The 18,948-nt window shown below is 63.7% G+C and carries 17 protein-coding genes and 1 pseudogene; 11 read left to right on the forward strand and 7 right to left on the reverse strand.

Translation table 11 applies throughout. From position 1 onward, the window contains the following. Positions 1 to 168: 168 nt before the first annotated feature. Positions 169 to 984, forward strand: a complete 816-nt coding sequence (locus AXW67_RS15095; protein WP_063678656.1) for an acyl-CoA thioesterase — start codon at positions 169 to 171, stop codon at positions 982 to 984. A 218-nt stretch (positions 985 to 1,202) separates the two neighbouring features. Here AXW67_RS15095 and AXW67_RS15100 read toward each other — a convergent pair whose 3' ends face one another. The 3 genes from AXW67_RS15100 to AXW67_RS15110 form a co-directional block, all read right to left on the reverse strand. Further along, positions 1,203 to 2,819 (reverse strand): phosphoenolpyruvate carboxykinase, encoded by a 1,617-nt coding sequence (locus AXW67_RS15100; protein ID WP_063678521.1) that lies wholly within the window; start codon positions 2,817 to 2,819, stop codon positions 1,203 to 1,205. A 282-nt stretch (positions 2,820 to 3,101) separates the two neighbouring features. After that, a complete protein-coding gene (locus AXW67_RS15105) occupies positions 3,102 to 5,699 on the reverse strand; it encodes a CHAT domain-containing tetratricopeptide repeat protein (RefSeq protein WP_063678522.1) in 2,598 nt (865 codons plus the stop codon). A 98-nt stretch (positions 5,700 to 5,797) separates the two neighbouring features. Continuing rightward, complete coding sequence (locus AXW67_RS15110; RefSeq protein ID WP_063678523.1) at positions 5,798 to 6,532, reverse strand: HugZ family pyridoxamine 5'-phosphate oxidase; 735 nt, start codon at positions 6,530 to 6,532, stop codon at positions 5,798 to 5,800. A gap of 241 nt (positions 6,533 to 6,773) precedes the next feature. Between AXW67_RS15110 and AXW67_RS15115 the strand changes: the two genes are divergently transcribed. The 5 genes from AXW67_RS15115 (at position 6,774) to AXW67_RS15135 (ending at position 10,776) form a co-directional block, all read left to right on the forward strand. Further along, positions 6,774 to 7,475, forward strand: a complete 702-nt coding sequence (locus AXW67_RS15115; RefSeq protein WP_027552097.1) for a response regulator transcription factor — start codon at positions 6,774 to 6,776, stop codon at positions 7,473 to 7,475. Between the two features lie 119 nt (positions 7,476 to 7,594). Then, positions 7,595 to 9,397, forward strand: coding sequence for a sensor histidine kinase (locus tag AXW67_RS15120; RefSeq protein ID WP_063678524.1), 1,803 nt, complete (start codon positions 7,595 to 7,597; stop codon positions 9,395 to 9,397). Further along, positions 9,394 to 9,918: an HPr kinase/phosphorylase gene (locus AXW67_RS15125; protein WP_063678525.1), complete on the forward strand. Its 525-nt coding sequence runs from the start codon at positions 9,394 to 9,396 to the stop codon at positions 9,916 to 9,918. Before AXW67_RS15120 ends, AXW67_RS15125 begins: the two co-directional genes overlap by 4 nt. A 133-nt stretch (positions 9,919 to 10,051) precedes the next feature. Next, entirely contained in the window at positions 10,052 to 10,453 is a 402-nt protein-coding gene (locus AXW67_RS15130; RefSeq protein WP_024339151.1) for a PTS sugar transporter subunit IIA, read from the forward strand. Further along, positions 10,450 to 10,776 carry an HPr family phosphocarrier protein gene (locus AXW67_RS15135; RefSeq protein WP_063678526.1) on the forward strand — a complete coding sequence of 109 codons (327 nt, stop codon included), beginning with the start codon at positions 10,450 to 10,452 and terminating at the stop codon, positions 10,774 to 10,776. Before AXW67_RS15130 ends, AXW67_RS15135 begins: the two co-directional genes overlap by 4 nt. A 158-nt stretch (positions 10,777 to 10,934) precedes the next feature. Here AXW67_RS15135 and AXW67_RS15140 read toward each other — a convergent pair whose 3' ends face one another. Then, positions 10,935 to 12,563, reverse strand: a complete 1,629-nt coding sequence (locus AXW67_RS15140; protein ID WP_063678527.1) for a glycosyltransferase family 39 protein — start codon at positions 12,561 to 12,563, stop codon at positions 10,935 to 10,937. Between the two features lie 114 nt (positions 12,564 to 12,677). Here AXW67_RS15140 and lepA point away from each other — a divergent pair, with 114 nt between their 5' ends. Then, positions 12,678 to 14,489 (forward strand): translation elongation factor 4, encoded by a 1,812-nt coding sequence (lepA, locus tag AXW67_RS15145; RefSeq protein WP_027552092.1) that lies wholly within the window; start codon positions 12,678 to 12,680, stop codon positions 14,487 to 14,489. 443 nt (positions 14,490 to 14,932) lie between these two features. Continuing rightward, on the forward strand, positions 14,933 to 15,145 hold the full coding sequence (locus AXW67_RS15150; RefSeq protein ID WP_063678528.1) for a hypothetical protein: 213 nt from the start codon (positions 14,933 to 14,935) through the stop codon (positions 15,143 to 15,145). A 430-nt stretch (positions 15,146 to 15,575) separates the two neighbouring features. Here the strand turns inward: AXW67_RS15150 and AXW67_RS15160 are convergent, their stop codons facing one another. Next, complete coding sequence (locus AXW67_RS15160) at positions 15,576 to 16,220, reverse strand: tetratricopeptide repeat protein (RefSeq protein ID WP_145927631.1); 645 nt, start codon at positions 16,218 to 16,220, stop codon at positions 15,576 to 15,578. A gap of 395 nt (positions 16,221 to 16,615) precedes the next feature. Here AXW67_RS15160 and AXW67_RS42730 point away from each other — a divergent pair, with 395 nt between their 5' ends. Then, entirely contained in the window at positions 16,616 to 16,756 is a 141-nt protein-coding gene (locus AXW67_RS42730; RefSeq protein ID WP_161491259.1) for a hypothetical protein, read from the forward strand. A gap of 62 nt (positions 16,757 to 16,818) precedes the next feature. Continuing rightward, a pseudogene (locus AXW67_RS15165) lies at positions 16,819 to 17,143 on the forward strand (septal ring lytic transglycosylase RlpA family protein); the annotation flags it as partial. Between the two features lie 227 nt (positions 17,144 to 17,370). Here the strand turns inward: AXW67_RS15165 and AXW67_RS40505 are convergent. Beyond that, the gene (locus AXW67_RS40505; RefSeq protein WP_082907896.1) at positions 17,371 to 17,565 is read right to left on the reverse strand and encodes a hypothetical protein; all 195 of its coding nucleotides are present in this window, start codon (positions 17,563 to 17,565) and stop codon (positions 17,371 to 17,373) included. Positions 17,566 to 17,977: 412 nt separating this feature from the next. Here AXW67_RS40505 and AXW67_RS15175 point away from each other — a divergent pair, with 412 nt between their 5' ends. Then, on the forward strand, positions 17,978 to 18,166 hold the full coding sequence (locus AXW67_RS15175; protein WP_063678531.1) for a hypothetical protein: 189 nt from the start codon (positions 17,978 to 17,980) through the stop codon (positions 18,164 to 18,166). 4 nt (positions 18,167 to 18,170) lie between these two features. On the opposite strand, the gene AXW67_RS15180 is transcribed toward AXW67_RS15175, so the two are convergent. Beyond that, positions 18,171 to 18,884 carry a Crp/Fnr family transcriptional regulator gene (locus tag AXW67_RS15180; protein ID WP_027553544.1) on the reverse strand — a complete coding sequence of 238 codons (714 nt, stop codon included), beginning with the start codon at positions 18,882 to 18,884 and terminating at the stop codon, positions 18,171 to 18,173. Between the last annotated feature and the right edge of the window lie 64 nt (positions 18,885 to 18,948).

The following is an 18,948-nucleotide window of genomic DNA, read 5'->3' on the forward strand; positions in this document are numbered from 1 at the left end:
TGATATGATTGTCATCATCCCCAAGAGGCGCTGTCAGCGATGCTGACGCCGTGACCTCAAACAACGTCATTGCGAGCGCAGCGAAGCAATCCAGACTGCCTCCGTGGAAAGATTCTGGATTGCTTCGCTGCGCTCGCAATGACGATCGGGCAGGCATCGAGGAATGAAATGCACGCCAAACTCCCGCACCCCTTCGACGAAGCGACGCGCATCACTGCCGGCGACAGCAGCTGGCAGGGGCATACCAGCGACGACTACTGGGCCTTTGTCGGCCCCTTTGGCGGTGCGACCGCTGCGACCATTCTGCGCGCTCTGATCGATCATCCGGAGCGCGCCGGCGATCCCTTGGCCGTCACCGTCAATTACTGCGCGCCGATCGCGAAGGGGCCGTTCGATCTGGACGTGCGGCTGGTCAAGGCCAACCGCTCCAGCCAGCACTGGAGCGTCGAACTGTCGCAGGGCGGCGGCGAGGTCGCGACGCTTGCCACCGCGGTGTTCGCCGAGCGTAGGCAGTCCTGGTCGCACGAGGTCGCGAGACGCCCGGACGCAAAATCATTCGAAGAGACGCTGCCCTTTCCGAAGATCGCCGCGTCCTGGGCCAACCAGTACGAATTCCGCTTCGTCGAGGGCGAGATGCGGATCGGCCCGCCGCAGACGGAGCTTGCAAGCACCTATTCCAAGGTCTGGATCAGCGACCGCACGCCGCGCAAGCTCGACATGCTGTCGCTGATGTCGATGTCGGACGCCTTCTTCGGCCGCATCTTCCACGCGCGGCGCGAGCTGGTGCCGTTCGGCACGGTGTCGCTGACGACCTATTTCCATACCGATGCCGAGAGCCTAGCGGCCGAAGACATCACCCGCGTGCTCGCGACGGCGGATGCAAAGATATTTCATCGCAGCTACGGCGATCAGAACGGCGAGCTGTGGTCTCCGAGCGGCCGCCTGCTCGCGACCACGACGCAGATCGCGTATTTCAAGGCGTGAGCTCTCTCCTCTCCCTCTCTCCGTTCTTACGGGGAGAGGGTTGGGGTGAGGGGCCTGCTTCCACAATCACGGTCATAGACGGACTCGCGGAGAGCCCCCNACCCGCCGCGCTACGCGCGTCGGCCTCTCCCCGCACGCGGGGAGAGGCGATAGAGTCCCGCTCGCTCAAACAAAAAGGGCGGCCTCGCGGCCGCCCCTTTGCATTCAACTGAACGAAGTTACTCCGCCGCGAGCTTCACGTCCGGCGCGGCCGCACGCACCTCGGCGTCGACCTGGGCTTCGAACTTGGCAAAGTTCTTCTGGAACATGCCGACGAGGGCCCGGGCGGTCTTGTCGAACTCGTCCTTGTCCTTCCAGGTGTTGACCGGATTGAGGATCTCGCTCGGCACGCCCGGCAGCGCGGTGGGGACTGCGAAGCCGAAATACTTGTCGGTGCGGAATTCGACGTTGCGCAAGGACCCGTCGAGCGCCGCGGTGAGCAGCGCGCGCGTCACCTTGATCGGCATGCGCAAGCCGACGCCGTACTTGCCGCCGGTCCAGCCGGTGTTGACCAGCCAGCAGTCGACATTGTGCTGGGCGATCAGGTCGCGCAGCATGTTGCCGTAGACGGACGGGTCGAGCGGCAGGAAGGGTGAGCCGAAGCAGGTCGAGAATTCCGGCTGCGGCTCGTTGCCGAGACCGCGCTCGGTGCCGGCGACCTTGGCGGTGTAGCCGGAGAGGAAGTGATACATCGCCTGCGCCGGCGAGAGCTTTGCGATCGGCGGCAGCACGCCGAAGGCGTCGGCGGCGAGCATCACCACGTTCTTCGGCTGCGGCGCGCGGCCGGTGCGCGAAGCGTTCGGGATGAATTCGAGCGGATAGGCCGAGCGCGTGTTCTCGGTCTTTGAGCCGTCGTCGAAGTCCACCACACGGGTGTCTTCATCGAGCACGCAGTTCTCGAGCACCGCGCCGAAGCGCGTCGAGGCGGCATAGATCTGAGGCTCGGCTTCCTGCGACAGCTTGATGCACTTGGCGTAGCAGCCGCCCTCGAAATTGAAGACGCCGTTCGGGCCCCAGCCGTGCTCGTCGTCGCCGATCAGCGTGCGGTTGGGATCGGCCGACAGCGTGGTCTTGCCGGTGCCGGACAGGCCGAAAAAGATCGCGGCATCGCCATTGGCGCCGACATTGGCCGAGCAGTGCATCGGCATCACACCTCGCTCCGGGAGGTAATAGTTCAGCGTGGTGAAGACCGACTTCTTCATCTCGCCGGCATAGTAGGAGCCGCCGATCAGCACGATCTTGCGGGCGAAATCGATCGCGACGACGTTCTCCGAGCGCACGCCGTGACGCTTCGGATCGGCGCGGAAGCTCGGCATGTCGATGATGGTGAGCTCGGGCGTGAAGCTCGACAGCTCGACCGCCTCGGGACGGATCAGCAGCGTGCGGATGAACAGCGAGTGCCAGGCGAGCTCGGTGAACACGCGGGTCTTGATCCGGTAGGCCGGATCCGCCCCGCCATAGAGATCCTGCGCGAACAGCGTCTTGCCTTCGGCGTGCTTCAGGAAGTCCTGATAGAGCGCCTCGAACTGTTCTGCGGTGATCGACTGATTGCCGCCCCACCACATCTTCTTGTCGGTGGTGGCATCACGCACCGTGAACTTGTCTTTCGGGCTACGGCCCGTGAATTCGCCGGTGTCGGCGCACAGCGCACCGTCCGCAGACAGAACCGCCTCGCCCGCAGAAAGCGAATATTGATAAAGCTGCGGCGCGCCGAGGTTCCAGTGAACTTGTTTGAGCTTCTTTAAGCCGAATTTGTCGGCGCCGAAGGCACCGTTGCGCACGCCCGTCTCTTGCACGAAAGATCCTCCTAGAACCCGCGACATTCAGCGCGACCAAGCTTTGGCGCCATCGCGGTTACCGTGAATAATAGGCCATCCGGCCTCGGTTGGGCGACCTAATAATGATGAACGCTGGCGTTGCCAAGCCGATCCCGCAGGAATTGGTTTATTCAAGGACCGCGCCAAACGTCGCGCATGTCAGCTCTGTGCAGACGCCTCGAAAAATCGCAAATGGTCGCGCAACCAAACGCGTGATTCAGCGTTATCCCGGATTTTTGCGACGCACAATCACCGCGCGGTCTATTGCACCGCGCCTTCGCCGATGAGTGCGAACGGTGCCCAGATAGCGGGATAGGCATTGCGCGGTGACGATGCGTCGTCGAGATAGGCCAGCATCGCGCGTCGCAAGGCTTCAGCGCGCCCCATTCCGGGCTCGCTCTTGAGCAGATCGAAGGTCGAAATGGTCAAGCGGGTGGCAGCTTCGGAATCGACTGCCCAATGCGAGACCAGAAGCGCGCGGGCGCCGGCGTAGAAGAATGAGCGCGCCAATCCCGACAGCGCCTCGGCGCCCGGCTTGTCGCCGGCAATCGTGTTGCACGCCGACAGCACCACCCAATCCGCATTGAGCTTGAGCTGCGCGACTTCGCTCGCGGTGAGCAGACCGTCGTCGAGCTCGGAGGGCTGGTCGGGAATTGAGAGGGCGAGCGACGGCTCGCCCAGTCCCTTGACGTCGCCGGCGACGAGGCCATGGGTCGCGAAATAAATGATGCTGTATTGAGCAAGCGCTGCACGCTTGAGCGTTGTTTCGCTGGCGTCGCGACCGAGATGGATGTCGGCCGCGGCGGCGCCGACATCCTTCGCCACCGCGTTGAGCTCGTCCGCGGTGTCGGGCAGTTGCGGCAGCGCTTGCGAAAGCCGCGCGCGATCGACGCCCGCGCCGCGCCAAAAATCGGTATAGGCGCCAGCCGCCAGGCTGCGCGCAGCAATCTTCCCACTTGTCGCGCGCCGGTCGGCCGGCCCCGCCTCGGCAGGGTTGAACACGGGATCGCCAAAGCCGGTCATCGGCTTTGCGCCCTGATCCTTGCGCGCAAATGCGCGCAGCGATTTCAGGCTGACCACCGACGGCAGCACCGCCACTGCCTGACGCCGCAACAGCCAGGCGGCGTTGCGATAGCCCTCGATCTTGTCGGGAATGGCAGCCTGCGGCTTCTCCGTGACGAGCAGATGAAACGGCAATGCGGTCAGTGCGCCCGATGGCACCACCAAAAGGCTGCGCTTGTCCTTCGTCAGCGCCTCGACCGGGCCGAGCAGCGCGACATAGAGCTCGTTGGCGAGCGCCAGATCGAACAATCCGGACTTGCCCGATGCATCGCTCGCCTTGCCGACATCGAGCCCTTTGCGGAAGTCGGACAATTTCTGCGCCAGCGCGTCCGCGCCAAGCGGAATTTCCTTCCAGTCGACGCTCTCGCGCGTGATCGCGATGACATAGCTTCGCTTGTCGACGACCGAATAGATCACCATAGCCTCGTCGGCCGACAGCAGCGCCTGAATGTCCCTGGCCGCGAGCGGCAGCGGGTTGGAGAGCGAGGCGTAGTCGGGGAATTCGACGGCGAGCGTCTTCTGCAAGCCTGAACGCTCGCTCGCGATCGCCACGAGCCGCGCGCGGCTGCGCTGCTCGGCGGCGACGTCGCGCTGGGCGGACGGCTTCGACACCGCGGCAATGATGGCCTTGTCGAGCGTCTCGTCTTCAGTCGCGAGGTCCTGATCCCGGCGCACGAGTTCGGCAAGCCGGTCATTGCCGGCGGCAAGGCGCACCGCGAGCTTGTTCACGGCGGACGCGGCAGAGGATTGCGTCCCGCGCTGGATTGTGGCGAGCGCGTCGTCGAGGGCCTTGTCCGAAGGCAGCAGAGATTGCTGTCGCGCGGCGAACAGGACCGGCAGCACGACGCGCAGCTGCGCACGGTTGCCGGCGAGCGTCCTTTCCGCGAGCGGCAACGCGTCCGCGGTGCGTCCTGATGCCTGGAGGAAATAGGCGAGATTGCTGGTCGAGGTCGCAACATCAGGATGATCGGGCCCGAGCGCGCGCTCGCGGATCGCCAGCGCGCGGCGATAGAGCGGCTCGGCCTCGGTATAGTGCTGCTGGTGCTCATAGAGGCCGGCGAGATTATTGAGGGAGCGCGCGACATCGGGATGATCCGCCCCCAGCACTTTTTCGCGGATCGCAAGCGAGCGCTTGATGGGCGCTTCGGCGTCGGCGTCGCGGTTGAGATCGCGATCGAGCTGGCCGATGTTGTTCAGGATGGTGGCGACCGCCGGATGCTCGGGTCCAGCGACCTTCTGATAGATGGCAAGCGCCCGCTGGAACAAAGGTTCGGCGTCGGCATAGCGCTCCTGCTTGACATAGAGCGTGGCGAGATTGTTGAGGGCCTGGCCGACATCGGGATGCTCGCGCGACAACGCCTTTTCGCGAACGGCGAGCGCGCGTTTGAACAGCGGCTCGGCCTCGGCAAAGCGGCCCTGCCGCTGATAAAGCGCGGCGAGATTGGTCAGTTCGGCCGCGACAAGCGGAGTTTCGAGGCCAAGCGATTTTTCCATCAGCGCGATCGAGCGCTTGTAGATCGGCTCGGCCAGATCGTCGCGGCCCTGACCGGCATAGACCTGACCGAGGTTGTTCAGCGCGGCGGCGAGCTCGCGACCGTTATCGCTCTTCTCCAGACTTGCGACCATGGCCTGCGCCAGAGGAAGCGCTTCCGAGTATTTGCCGGCCTGATTGAGCTGGTTGATCCTGGCACTCTGCGCGGCGAGACCGCCGTTCTGCGCGAAGGCGGTCGTGGAAAGGAGTGCACCAGCCGCGAGCGTCAAGCCCGCCACCAGCGCCAATCGATTACGTCTTGCCATGAAGCACTCTCGCTGCCGACCCTGGCCTTCCGGGCCCGAGCATGGGTCGCAGCGATCCGCGCCGCCGTTCAAGCGCGAGCGCGACTATCCGCGCTCGACTATTTGGTATTACCCCGCGCCTCGCCCGCCAGCCTGACCAGCATCTTGCGCAGTTCGGTGCCGCTGGTGACCCGTTCGGGGAACTCGAGCCGCAACGCGGTCTGCTCGGCCTGCATGTCGAGCCCCTCGGGATCGCACCCCGTGCAGCGCCAGTCGCCCTCCGCGGCATCAAGCAGCTTCGTCGCATAGAGCTTCATGGTGTCGCGATGGTCGGCGTTCATGTGCTCGACCGCCCCCTCTTCCGCGGCCAATAGGTCCTCGGCACCGGTGAGGTCCGTGAGGAAATGCTCAGGCTTGAGGTCGACAATCCGGCCAAAGCCGGCGACCAGATGGGTTCCCGTGGGATGGATCCGGAAAAACGAGAAATCCTTAAAGGAAGCAAAGCCTTCCGCCGAGGGATGTGCATTGAGATACCGGCGCTGGAGCAATTCCTTCTCGGCATCGGCCTGTTCGGCGCGGCCGGACAGCATGATCCGGGCGCCTTCCAGGGGATCGCCGGGGGCGCGCTCGTCCAGCATCAGGGAGACCCTCGCATCGGTGAGGATGTTCCTGGTGTGAACGGCGAGGCGCGAGATCAGCAGGATGGGCGAGCCGTCGGGATGGCTCGCCAGATTGACCAGCGAGCAATAGGGATCGCCGCTGCCGACCATCAGGGTTGCCAGGGCGCCCTGGCGGGAACGCCGCAACAGCGATTTGGCGAGCTTTCCGGGGTCGAAATCGGGGGTCGGCTGCATTGGCTTTCTCGGCTCAGGTGGTTGCAAGGGGGGCCTTTTTTCGGGTAAACGGGGGTCCGGTTATGGGTCGAAACGCGGCGAATCTGCCGTGTTTCGTGGAACTTGGTCACACTTCAGCCTAGCTTGCATTGCTCGGTGACCTTGTCGAACCCCGAGTTCGGGACCCATGTATGCGGCGCATCACTGGATTGCTCGCCGTTTCAAGCCACGACCCAAAACGGAAAGCAGAAAGCAGAGGCTCATGCCCACAATCGCTTTGGTCGACGACGACCGCAACATTCTCACATCCGTCTCGATCGCGCTGGAAGCCGAAGGCTATCGCATCATGACTTACACCGACGGCGCCTCGGCGCTCGACGGTTTCCGCACGACCCAGCCCGATCTTGCCATCCTCGACATCAAGATGCCGCGCATGGACGGCATGGAGACGCTGCGTCGGCTGCGGCAGAAATCCGACCTGCCGGTGATCTTCCTCACCTCCAAGGATGAAGAGATCGACGAGCTGTTCGGCCTCAAGATGGGCGCCGACGATTTCATCCGCAAACCGTTCTCGCAACGGCTGCTGGTCGAGCGCGTCAAGGCGGTGCTGCGCCGCTCGGCGCCGAAGGATCCGACCGCCGTGCCGAAGGAGAACGACGCCAAGGCGCTCGATCGCGGCCTGTTGCGCATGGATCCCGAACGGCACACCTGCACCTGGAAGAACGAGCCGGTGACGCTGACGGTCACCGAATTCCTCATCCTCCAGGCGCTGGCGACCCGTCCCGGCGTGGTGAAGAGCCGCAACGCACTGATGGACGCCGCCTATGACGATCAGGTCTATGTCGACGACCGCACCATCGACAGCCACATCAAGCGGCTGCGCAAGAAGTTCAAGGTGGTCGACAACGAGTTCGAGATGATCGAGACGCTGTATGGCGTCGGCTACCGTTTCAAGGAAGCCTGAGGCGCACCGCGGCTTCACGAAAGCGAAAGGGGCCCGGTCGGTTCTGATTCCATCGGGACCGATGTGGCTTTAGGATGCGAAGGACCCATCGCACGAGCTGTCAAAACCGGGCGTAAGCATTGCTTGACCGAACGCAGCCTGATTCGAGCCTGACCACCGAGGACGCCGCCCGCGGCGTCCCGGATCATGCTGCCGGGGACACGCCGGCCGCGCAGGGCTGGCGGCCGCTGAGCTGGCTCAAGCGCGCCGGACAGTTCTTTTTTGCGCTCTCCTTCTCGAGCCTGACCCGCCGCATCGTATCACTCAATCTCGCCGGCCTCGTCGCGCTGGTCGCGAGCATCCTGTACCTGTCGCAATTCCGCGCCGGCCTGATCGACGCCCGCGCGCAGAGCCTGCTCGTACAGGCCGAGATCATTGCCGGCGCGATCGCGGCCTCCGCGACCGTGCAGACCAACGCGATCACCATCGATCCAGACCGGCTCCTCGACCTCAAGCCGGGCGAGACCTATGGCGGCTCGGACGAGTATTCGCCGCTGGATTTCCCGATCAATCCGGAGCGCGTGGCTCCGGTGCTGCGCACGCTGATCTCGCCGACCAAGACGCGCGCCCGCATCTACGATCCGAACGGCAGCCTGCTGCTCGACAGCCGCAACCTCGAGAACGTGTTGCGCTTCGAACTGCCGCCGCCCTCCGCGGAGAAGCCGAACATCGTCGAGCGCGGCATGACCGCGGTGCGCACCTGGCTGAACCGCGGCGACCTGCCGCTCTACCGCGAGCTCGGGCCCGAGAACGGCAACGGCTATTCGGAGGTCGCCGATGCGCTCCAGGGCCAGAAGCGCTCGATGGTGCGGGTCAATTCGCGCGGCGAGGTGATCGTCTCGGTCGCGGTCCCGGTGCTGCGCTCGCGCGCGATCCACGGCGCGCTGATGCTGTCGACGCAGGGCGACGACATCGACCAGATGGTGACCGCCGAACGCCTCGCGATCCTGAAGGTCGGCGGCGTCGCGGCTGCCGTCATGATCATGCTGTCGCTGCTGCTCGCGAGCACGATCGCAGGGCCCGTGCGCAGGCTCGCCGACAGCGCCGAACGGGTCCGCCGCCGCATCAAGACCCGCGTCGAGATTCCCGACTTCACCCGCCGCCGCGACGAGATCGGCCATCTCTCCGGCGCGCTGCGCGACATGACCAACGCGCTCTACAGCCGCATCGAGGCGATCGAGATGTTCGCCGCCGACGTCGCCCATGAGCTGAAGAACCCGCTGACCTCACTGCGCTCGGCGGTCGAGACGCTGCCGCTGGCGCGCAACGAGAACAGCCGCGCACGCCTGCTCGAGGTGATCGAGCACGACGTCAAGCGGCTGGACCGGCTGATCTCGGACATCTCGGACGCAAGCCGGCTCGATGCCGAGTTGCAGCGGCAGGATGCGATTCCGGTCGATCTCAGGCGCCTTTTGGGCACGCTGGTGTCGGTCGCCAATGAGACCAAGCTCGGCCACGACGTCGCCGTCGAGGCGCGCTTCGAAGGCCGCGGCCCGAGCGACAACTTCTCCGTCCCCGGCCATGATTCACGGCTGGGACAGGTGGTCGCCAACCTGCTCTCCAACGCGCAATCCTTCTCCGAGCGCGGCAGCAAGGTGCGCCTCACCTGCCGCCGCGTGCGCGCCGAGATCGAGATCGTGGTCGACGACGACGGCCCAGGCATCCGCGATGACGCGCTCGAGCGCATCTTCGAGCGCTTCTACACCGACCGGCCGCATCAGGGCTTCGGCCAGAACTCCGGCCTCGGACTTTCGATCTCCAAGCAGATCGTCGATGCACATGGCGGACGCATCTGGGCCGAGAACCGCGCAGGCCCGCCGGATGAGGACGGCACCCCAACCGTTGCCGGCGCGCACTTCGTGGTGAGGCTGCCGGCGCTATGAGCGATGGCGGCCAGAGCGTTCACGCCTCCGCGGTCAAAGTCGGACATCTGGCGGTGCTGATCCGCGGGCCTTCGGGCGCCGGCAAGTCGCGGCTTGCCTTCGATTTGATCCTGGCCGGGCGCGCAGGGGTGGTCGAAAAGGCGATTCTGGTCGGTGATGACCGTGTCCATCTGGCGACAGTCGGCGACGAAATTGAAGTCCGCCCGAGCAGCATGCTGGCCGGCCTGATCGAAATCCGCGGCCTCGGAATCCGTCAATGCGACTACGTGGAGCATGCGACTGTCGGCCTCGTGGTCGATCTGGACGCAAGCGACGCCGAACGCCTGCCGCCGCCCGAAGCGCTGAAAACACGCATTTTTGGTGTCGAAATACCGCGAATCCCGGTCGCCAGCGGCTATTCGCCGCTCCCTTTGGTTGTCGCGGCCTTGACCACTACCAAAAGTTCATCTTCGGTTAACCATTCAGGCGATTGTTTGAAGGGAAATGGTAACCATATGAACCCCACTATCGCGACCGAATAGACCGGCGCAGCTCCCCTCATCCATCCGTCTAGATTCAGGGAGATACGCAACATCCCCTCTTGCGCGAGGGCTCTGGATGGTCAAAGTGGCGCGTTCGTGCGGCGCACCAAGAGCGCCCGCGAGGAGTTTTCCGATGATTGGTCTAGTACTTGTGACCCACGGGCGCCTTGCCGATGAATTCAAGGCGGCGCTTGAACATGTCATGGGTCCGCAAAAGCAAATCGAAGCGATCACGATCGGCGCCGAGGATGATTCCGATCTCTGTCGAAGCGACATCATCGAGGCGGTTAACCGCGTCGATTCCGGCGACGGCGTTGCGATCCTCACCGACATGTTCGGCGGCACGCCGTCCAACCTTGCCATATCCTGCATGAGCCGGCCCAAGGTCGAAGTGCTCGCGGGCATCAACCTTCCGATGCTGGTGAAGCTCGCGAAGGTTCGCGAGGAACGTTCGCTGCCCGACGCGATCGCGATGGCGCAGGAAGCAGGTCGCAAATACGTCACCATCGCCAGCCGCGTGCTCGCCGGCAAATGAGCGACGACACGCCGCTCGGAAGCCAGGCCGGGACAGGCGTGCCCGCGGGTGCGATTTCCAAAGAGCTCCTGATCATCAACAAGCGCGGCCTGCACGCCCGCGCTTCCGCAAAATTCGTCCAGGCCGTCGAGCGCTTCGATGCGCAGGTGTGGGTGACGCGCGGCGGCGAGACCGTCGGCGGCACCTCGATCATGGGCCTGATGATGCTCGCTGCCGGCCCCGGCACCACCATCACGGTGGCAGCCGCCGGCACCGATGCCGAAGCCGCGCTCGCCGCGATCACCGAACTCGTCGAGAGCAAGTTCAACGAGGAAGGGACGTAAAGCCGTCTCTCGCCACGCACTCAGCTGTAGGGTGGAAGGCGCTTAGCGCCGTGCCCGCCATCTCTCGATGATCGCAATAGAAACGGTGGGCACGCTTCCGCCTTCGCTCGCCGAGCTACGGCGGACAAGTCGCTTCACCCACCCTACGGGACCTTCGGTCACTTCTCCGGCGGCGCGATGTAGACGTTCCAGGTCATCGCCGGGCCGGCCTTGCCGTGGGTGAAGCGCCGTGTCGTCATCACCATGCGCTCGGCATTCGGCGCGGTTTCCGACACCCATTTCTCGAACGCGGGCAGGCGGCCGTCGGTCGGATCGAACACGCCGATGAAGCCATATTTCTTGACGTCCTCGGGCGAGGTCAGCCCCGAGCTCCAGGCCTCGTTCGGCGTGAACGGGCTCGGATGATCCGGGCTGTAGAACGCCATCGGCTGGATCGTTTCCATGGTGCCGGCAACCACCGCCCAGCGCGAGCCGAAGCGGGTGCGCCAGGCCTGCGTCAGTTCGCGCGCAAGCTCAGAGCGCGCGCCATAGGTCGCCGTGTTGCCGGCATTGGCGGCCATCTCGCGCGCTTCGATCCACGGCGAGGCGGCGAGCGTCGTGACGCTGAGCACAAGCCAGATCGCGGCGATGTTGAACAACGTCGCGCTCGGCACGCGCAGCGTCGGGATGGCGACCAGCGCCAGCGGCACCAGGAAGAACAGCGAGATGCCCCAATCGGTCTTCAGGTAGATGCTGAAGACCAGCGCGCCGAGCGGCGGGCCGACCGCAACGACGATCTGGATGATCCAGACGTGCAGCGCCTGCGAACGGTTGACGCCGGGATTGGCGCCACGTGCCCAGGCGCGCGTGACGATGCGCAAGGGCGCGCGCAGCAGCAGCGTGAACCACGGCGGCACCAGCGCGAAGGCGAGCGCAGCGAGCGCGACCGGCAAGGCCAGCAGCGCGACATTGTGCACGACATAGCCGAGCACGAGCTCCCGCACGTAGTTCCCGTGTCCCTCGAGATTGTAGGTGTCCCCCGCATAGGTCAGCGGCACGAAATGCGCATCGGCAAGCCAGGCGATGTGCGGGATCATGGCGACGAGAAGCGTCGCGATCGCCACCCAGGGTGCCGGCGAGCGCAGGAATTTCAGCCGGTCGGGATGGATCAGCGCGGCGAGCCCGATGGCGCCGATCATGGTCAGCACCCAGTATTTGGTCATCAGCGCCAGCGCGCCCGCAAGCCCGAGCCAGATGCCGGACTGCCAGCTCCGCTTCTCGAACGCATTGAGATAGGCGAGCACGACGAGCGGCAGGGTGACGAGTTGCAGCAGGTCCGCGTTGTACTTGAAACCCTTGAAATTGAAGATCGGGTAGAGCGCGACCATCACCACGACCAGGAACGCGCGCCTCGCGTCCACCACCCGCAGCGCAATGAGCCAGCAGATCACCATGCCGACGCTGACGGTCGCCATCGCCAGCGCATAGGTCGCCCAGTCCGTCGCCGGAAACACCTTGAACCAGAGGCCGGCGATCCAGCCCGACAGCGGCGGGTGCTTGCCGTAGCCGAGCAGGAATTTCTGGCCCCATGCATAAGCTTCTGCGACGTCCATATGAACGTCCTGCGCGGCCTTGAGATTGATCAGGATGAAGGTCCAGAGCACCGCATGCAGGATGGCAAGCTGGATCACCAGCCACAGGCGGGCCTCCGGCCGGGTCGCGCAGGCAACCAGCCAGGCCTTGAAGCGGCCAAAGCTCACCCGGGTCTTCGCGCGCGGTCTGGCAGAGGGGATTGAGGTCGTCGACATGGGGCGTTGCGTAGCGCGTTTTTGGCCGCCATGGAATCAGCTTGGCGTGAAGAAACGCCCTGAAAATACAGCAATATGGTTGCCGCACGGGGATGTGAGTGGTATCCCGCGCCCATGACGACCGTCCCCATTTCCAACATCCGCAATTTCTCCATCGTCGCCCATATCGACCATGGCAAATCGACGCTGGCCGACCGCCTGATCCAGATGACCGGCGGCCTGTCCGACCGCGAAATGGCGGGCAAGGAGCAGGTGCTCGATTCCATGGATATCGAGCGCGAACGCGGCATCACCATCAAGGCGCAGACCGTGCGGCTCTCGTACCGCGCCAAGGACGGCAAGGATTACATCTTCAACCTGATGGACACGCCCGGCCATGTCGACTTCGCCTATGAGGTCTCGCGGTCGCTGGCGGCCTGCGAGGGTTCCCTGCTGGTGGTCGACGCCAGCCAGGGCGTCGAAGCGCAGACGCTCGCCAACGTCTACCAGGCGCTCGACAACAACCACGAGATCGTTCCGGTCCTGAACAAGGTCGACCTTCCGGCCGCCGAGCCTGAGAAGATCAAGCAGCAGATCGAGGACGTCATCGGCATCGATGCGTCGGACGCGGTGATGATCTCGGCCAAGACCGGCCTCGGCGTTCCCGATGTGCTGGAGGCCATCGTCACCCGCCTGCCGCCGCCGAAGGGCGATCGCGACGCGACGCTGAAGGCGCTGCTGGTCGACAGCTGGTACGACGTCTATCTCGGCGTCGTCGTTCTGATCCGTGTCGTCGACGGCGTCATGAAGAAGGGCAGCCGCGTCCGCATGATGGGCACCGGCGCGGCCTACGACGTCGAGCGCGTCGGTTTCTTCACGCCGAAGATGCAGCAGGTCGAGGAGCTCGGCCCCGGCGAGATCGGCTTCATCACCGCCGCGATCAAGGAAGTGGCCGACACCCGCGTCGGCGACACCATCACCGACGACAGGAAGCCGGTCGCGGACATGCTGCCCGGCTTCAAGCCGGCGATCCCGGTGGTGTTCTGCGGCCTGTTCCCGGTCGACGCCGACGACTTCGAAACGCTGCGCGCCGCGATGGGCAAGCTGCGCCTCAACGACGCCAGCTTCTCCTTCGAGATGGAAACCTCCGCTGCGCTGGGCTTCGGCTTCCGCTGCGGCTTCCTCGGGCTGTTGCACCTCGAGATCATCCAGGAGCGGCTGTCGCGCGAATTCGATCTCAACCTGATCGCGACCGCGCCGAGCGTCATCTACAAGATGAAGCTGACCGATGGCACCGAGATCGAGATCCACAATCCCGTCGACATGCCCGACGTGGTCAAGATCGCCGAGATCGACGAGCCCTGGATCGAGGCCACGATCCTCACGCCCGACGAATATCTCGGCAGCGTGCTGAAGCTGTGCCAGGACCGCCGCGGCTCGCAGAAGGAGCTCACCTACGTCGGCTCCCGTGCGATGGTGAAATACGATCTGCCGCTCAACGAGGTCGTGTTCGATTTCTACGACCGCCTGAAGTCGGTCTCCAAGGGCTACGCCTCGTTCGACTATCATCTCACCGACTACAAGCCGGCCGATCTCGTCAAGATGCAGATCCTGGTCAACGCCGAGCCGGTCGATGCGCTCTCCATGCTGGTGCATCGCACCCGCGCCGAAGGCCGCGGCCGCGCCATGGTCGAGAAGATGAAGGAGCTGATCCCGCCGCACATGTTCCAGATCCCGATCCAGGCGGCGATCGGCGGCAAGGTGATCGCCCGCGAGACCGTGCGCGCGCTGCGCAAGGACGTCACCGCGAAGTGCTACGGCGGCGACATCACGCGCAAGCGCAAGCTTCTGGAGAAGCAGAAGGAAGGCAAGAAGAAGATGCGGCAGTTCGGCAAGGTCGACATCCCGCAGGAAGCCTTCATTGCCGCGCTGAAGGTGGATAGCTGAGGCGATTTCGTCATTTCCGGGGCGCGCCACTTGGCGCGAGCCTGGAGTCCATTTCTCCGCCTTTCCATGCTGCACCATGGATTCCGGGCTCGCGCTTCGCGCGCCCCCGGAATGACGCGGCGCCACCTCCCGTGGACGGACAACAAAAATCTCGAAAACAACCCCATGCAAAGTAGCCGGCGGCTTGTCGGCACTGCTCTTTTTTTCGATTTTGCGAAATCCATTTGACACGTCGGGCAAAACACCGGCACGATGGCATCATCGCAGCCGGTGAGACCTTGCGACCTCCGACGGAAGCCTTGTTGCACTGAAGAAAGCCTTGCCGCGCCGAAGCCGGAAGCCCCCATAATTTCGTGGGCTTATCGAACCCGAACCGGAATCGACGACACTACCTCTGCAAGTCGCACGACTGCGCCTCAGCGCGGTCCAGAGGAAAGCCTGTCATGCGAAAGCGAAACTGGCGTCTGATCGTGGTCGGCGGAGTGCTGCTGGTTCTCGCCGTCCTGTTCTTCCTGTCCATGCGCGACATGACGCCCTGGTCCAACGATCCCGGCGCCCTGATGCGCACGGTCGGAGAAGTTTCCGGCGCTGTCGGCGGCATCAGCATTGTCATGATCGTGTTCGGCCTGATCGGCCGCAAGGCGCCGGCCGGTTAGGGCGCGTCGTCATAGATCAATCGGGACACGACTGATCGGAGTGCGTTTGACGTCTGCTTTGGTCTCGGCAGCGGCGCAAGAGCGGACCTCGCCCGAGGTCCGAGGCCGGGCCACAAGCGGACAATAAGCCGTCCGTCACTCAAGTTTTGCTAGACGGGGTAGCGCCAACGCAGAGCGCGGCGGATGACAACCAGCGCCAATACATTTGCTGGGAGGCCAAACCAAAGGATCGTCGGGACCGACAACGCGATGCATGCGTGGATCAGGTAAATAACCTGCCCGATGAGACCGGCAAGCAGCCCGACTCTGGTCCAGCCCAATAGTGTTCGCGGTATCCAATCATCGGACTCGCCGATTAGATATGCTGCGATCCACGCCGACAGGGATTCCATGCTCTATTGTAACACCGGGTGGACGATGCCTCCCGCGTCTAGTTTTTCCAGCCCAGCTTTTTGGCCTGTTCGAGGTCAGCCACCGCGCGGGCGATGTCCCCCTTCTGTTCGTAAAGATAGGCTCGCGCCGCGTAAGCGGTCTTGTCCTTTGGATCCAACTTGATCACTATATCGTAATCTGCAAGCGCGCTGTCGAACTCGTTCTTATCGAAGAAAAGACTGCCGCGTTTGCGGTAAGACGCAATGCTGCCGGGGCTCAGTCGAATAGCCGTGGCGTAATCCGCCAGGGCGGCACGCTCATTGTCGTGATCCCGATAGATGTCGGCCCTGGAATTGTAGTACTGATAGTTGCTCGGGTTCAGCCTGATGGCCGCGGTAAAATCCGCAAGGGCCTCTCCCCACACGCCCTTGCTCTCGTTGCAAGTGCCGCGGGTTGCAACCATCTCGGCGGACTGCGGCTCCAGCCTGATCGCCTGCTCCACATCCTCTATCCCGCGGCCGTGCTCGCCCTTCGAGCAATAAGCCAAAGCGCGCGCTGCGTAGGCGTAGGTGAACTTCGGATCCAACTGGATTGCCGCGTCAAAGTCGGCGATAGCGCGATCCAAACTCCAAAGTCGGAGGTAGCCTATACCGCGGTGGTGGTATGCATTTGCGTGCTGCGACGGATCGGAGGAATCGTTCAACACGATCGTGCAGGCCGCAACCTCGTCGCGCGCGGTTGCGTTCCGGTCCGCGCAAGCCCTGCGCTCGACATTGGTCGCGGCTGAAAATCCCAGTGTCGCGGCAGCAAAGCCGAGGACGACGGCTTATATCGCAACGGCGAGCGCTAACACGCGACCTGTCATCTAAGTATGCCCTTGTCTAGATGCCCTGCCTTTAACATCCCGTTGTTCGCGGGCGTTTAAGAATTCACTTCAATATTGATCAAGTCCGCTCCGGGGCCACAAACGGACTCATGCATCGCAGCGGGGACGCTCTATTCGATCACTAAGCGGGCACGCGCGAAGTGGATGCCTCGGTACTCGATGCCAGCCACGAACTTCCAACCCATTCCCATTGGGGTTGCTAGGAACATTACTTGTTTGAGACCATTGGCTGCATGGTCGCGGCGGGCGTTGCTGTCACCGCGGCTGTGATAGCTGGCCCGAACGTCTGGACCATCGGCCGTATCGTGCTCGGGGGCGCCCCGACCTGCGCCTCGAGAGACGGCGGCTGCTAATTCCAAACCCGAGAGGTCTTATGAAAACGCCGTTAGCAGCGATGGCGCTGCTATGCCTGTTTGTCAGCCCTGGCGCCCTGTGCGAGCGCTCCTTTTCCGGTTTGGCTTCCTACTACTCCAACGAAAGTGGCAGTCGCACGTCCTCCGGCGGGCGCTTCGACGATCGACTACCGACAGCGGCGCATCGCTGCCTGCCGTTTCGGCACCAAGTTGCGGGTGTCGCGCGGCGGCCAGTCGGTCGTGGTCACTGTCAATGATCGCGGCCCTTTCGTCCGTGGGCGCGTCCTCGACCTGGCGCTGGCGCCGGCACGCGAGCTTGGCCTGGTCGGACTTGGCATCGCGCACGTCGACGTAGAGGTCGTCGAGCAGGAAGAAGCTGCCAACTGAGGCGGCCTTACTCACTCTTAAATTCCGCGACCTTTCGATCTTGGCTCCATAGCTCTACGTCGTACCCGTCAGCCAAGGCTCGGGCGCGCTTCTTGGCTGCGGTTTCGTCCTCGCAAACCAGTTGGATGATAAGCTCGATATGCCCGTCGAGGTCCATGACATGTGCGCGGTACTCTTGCATCTGCTGACCCCCTTTCACAAACGAGAGGCCACCAACTGAGGCGGCCCTATTCTTCAGGAGGTTGCAGGCCCGGCGACGTCAGCCACTCGTCTATATTAGAAGCGGTTTCGAGCTGGCGCAGTTTGCTTTCTAGAAGATCACGTTGCGGTCCTGGCTGTGTGTTTTCCAGTTCCGCGATGATGCGGGCTCTCTCCGCATTCAGATTGTCGTCAAATGTGTGGGAGTGTGAGCGTCGTCCCATGGCACTCTCCTTTCCCTACGTGAATTGGGCGGGAGCGCAACCGGCGTTCTCATCACCGATCGACGCAACGGTGCCGTGTGCGGTGATGGAACCAGTATGCACCCGGAACGACGCCGGAACAAAGCTTAAGTGAAGGCTCTCAGGCAGGCCGCTTGCGGCCTCCCTCTTGGTCTCTTTGGGGAGCGCGATTGGACTCTCAAAGGGGGCCTTTCGGCCCCCTAATCGCAAACCGAAATCATTGTCCCCGCGCTTAGTCGCAGTCCTGCCCCACCTTTTGCTGGGATGGTGCTTGCTCGGCCTCACCGGCCGTCATTTTCTTTGACTGTTCAGTGGGGGCGGGACGGGTCTGCTCGACCGTGCCTGCCGTCCGATCCGGTGACTCCGAGGAGGGTGCGGGCTCGATCTTCTTTGCTTGCTCGGCACGGTGCTGCTGGTGCTCGCCGTCTTGTACTTCCTGTCCATGTGGGACATGACGCCGTGGTCCAATGATCCTGTCGCCCTGATGCGGACCGTCGGGCAGGCCTCGGGAGCTGTCGGCGCCATCAGCCTCGTCATGATCGTCTTTGGTCTGATCGGCAGGAACGCACCTGGAGGTGGATAAGAGATCAGGCGAGGTTCGTCGAGAAGATATCTTCGAGTTCGAGACGCATGGTATCGCGGCATTCGCATGCCGCCTCTGCGAGCCGCAATTGGTCGATCTCGATCTCGCCTCGCCGTTCGGATCTGATCGCTCCGGAAGCGCGCAGATTGCGCATCAGGAGCGTCACCGTCGGCCGTCGCACACCCAGTATTTGCGACAGCGCCTCCTGGGTGAGCGGGAGGACGTCATCGTCGATGCGATCGCGAAGCTGGAGCAGCCAGCGTGCCATGCGAGCTTGGACCGGATGCAGCGCATTGCAGGCCCCGCCGATTTGAAACTGTATCAGCATCGCCTTGAAGTGAATCTGGACTGCGTGGCGGATCGCGGGACTCCGGCCGAAAGCGGTGTGGAACCGCGATGCGGGGATCCGCGAGGCGGTGCCCGCGGCACGAACGATGGCGGTAACGGCTACAGGGGACGGCCCCAGCACGGATAGAGTGCCGACCGCTCCCTCGCGCCCGATCGCGGCGCTGGCGACCGTCTGCCCGTTCGCCATGTCGACCATCACCGAGATGGCGCCACTATGAGGGAAGAAGAGGTGTTCGGTCTGGTCACCCGCCTGCGACACGACCGAATCCCGCTCGAGCGCGACCGTCTCCAGCTCTGGCGCCAGCAGATCGAAGTCCGCCGCCGGTAATGCTGCCAGAAGTCGATTACCAATTCCGCTGGGAAGCGTCACTGTGGCCCGCCGCGCTCCATCCGACGCATCGCATTTCGAGCGGCATAGGGCGGCAGCCTCAAAC

It is taken from the genome of Bradyrhizobium neotropicale, from assembly GCF_001641695.1.
GTDB classification, from domain to species: Bacteria; Pseudomonadota; Alphaproteobacteria; order Rhizobiales; family Xanthobacteraceae; genus Bradyrhizobium; species Bradyrhizobium neotropicale.

What these genes read in the sequence shown, in the direction of transcription:
- AXW67_RS15095 (WP_063678656.1), top strand. Translation starts at nt 169, where the DNA reads ATGCACGCCAAACTCCCGCACCCCTTCGACGAAGCGACGCGCATCACT.
- AXW67_RS15105 (WP_063678522.1), bottom strand. Translation starts at nt 5,699, where the DNA reads ATGGCAAGACGTAATCGATTGGCGCTGGTGGCGGGCTTGACGCTCGCG.
- AXW67_RS15110 (WP_063678523.1), bottom strand. Translation starts at nt 6,532, where the DNA reads ATGCAGCCGACCCCCGATTTCGACCCCGGAAAGCTCGCCAAATCGCTG.
- AXW67_RS15115 (WP_027552097.1), top strand. Translation starts at nt 6,774, where the DNA reads ATGCCCACAATCGCTTTGGTCGACGACGACCGCAACATTCTCACATCC.
- AXW67_RS15125 (WP_063678525.1), top strand. Translation starts at nt 9,394, where the DNA reads ATGAGCGATGGCGGCCAGAGCGTTCACGCCTCCGCGGTCAAAGTCGGA.
- AXW67_RS15130 (WP_024339151.1), top strand. Translation starts at nt 10,052, where the DNA reads ATGATTGGTCTAGTACTTGTGACCCACGGGCGCCTTGCCGATGAATTC.
- AXW67_RS15135 (WP_063678526.1), top strand. Translation starts at nt 10,450, where the DNA reads ATGAGCGACGACACGCCGCTCGGAAGCCAGGCCGGGACAGGCGTGCCC.
- AXW67_RS15140 (WP_063678527.1), bottom strand. Translation starts at nt 12,563, where the DNA reads ATGTCGACGACCTCAATCCCCTCTGCCAGACCGCGCGCGAAGACCCGG.
- lepA (WP_027552092.1), top strand. Translation starts at nt 12,678, where the DNA reads ATGACGACCGTCCCCATTTCCAACATCCGCAATTTCTCCATCGTCGCC.
- AXW67_RS15150 (WP_063678528.1), top strand. Translation starts at nt 14,933, where the DNA reads ATGCGAAAGCGAAACTGGCGTCTGATCGTGGTCGGCGGAGTGCTGCTG.
- AXW67_RS40505 (WP_082907896.1), bottom strand. Translation starts at nt 17,565, where the DNA reads ATGGGACGACGCTCACACTCCCACACATTTGACGACAATCTGAATGCG.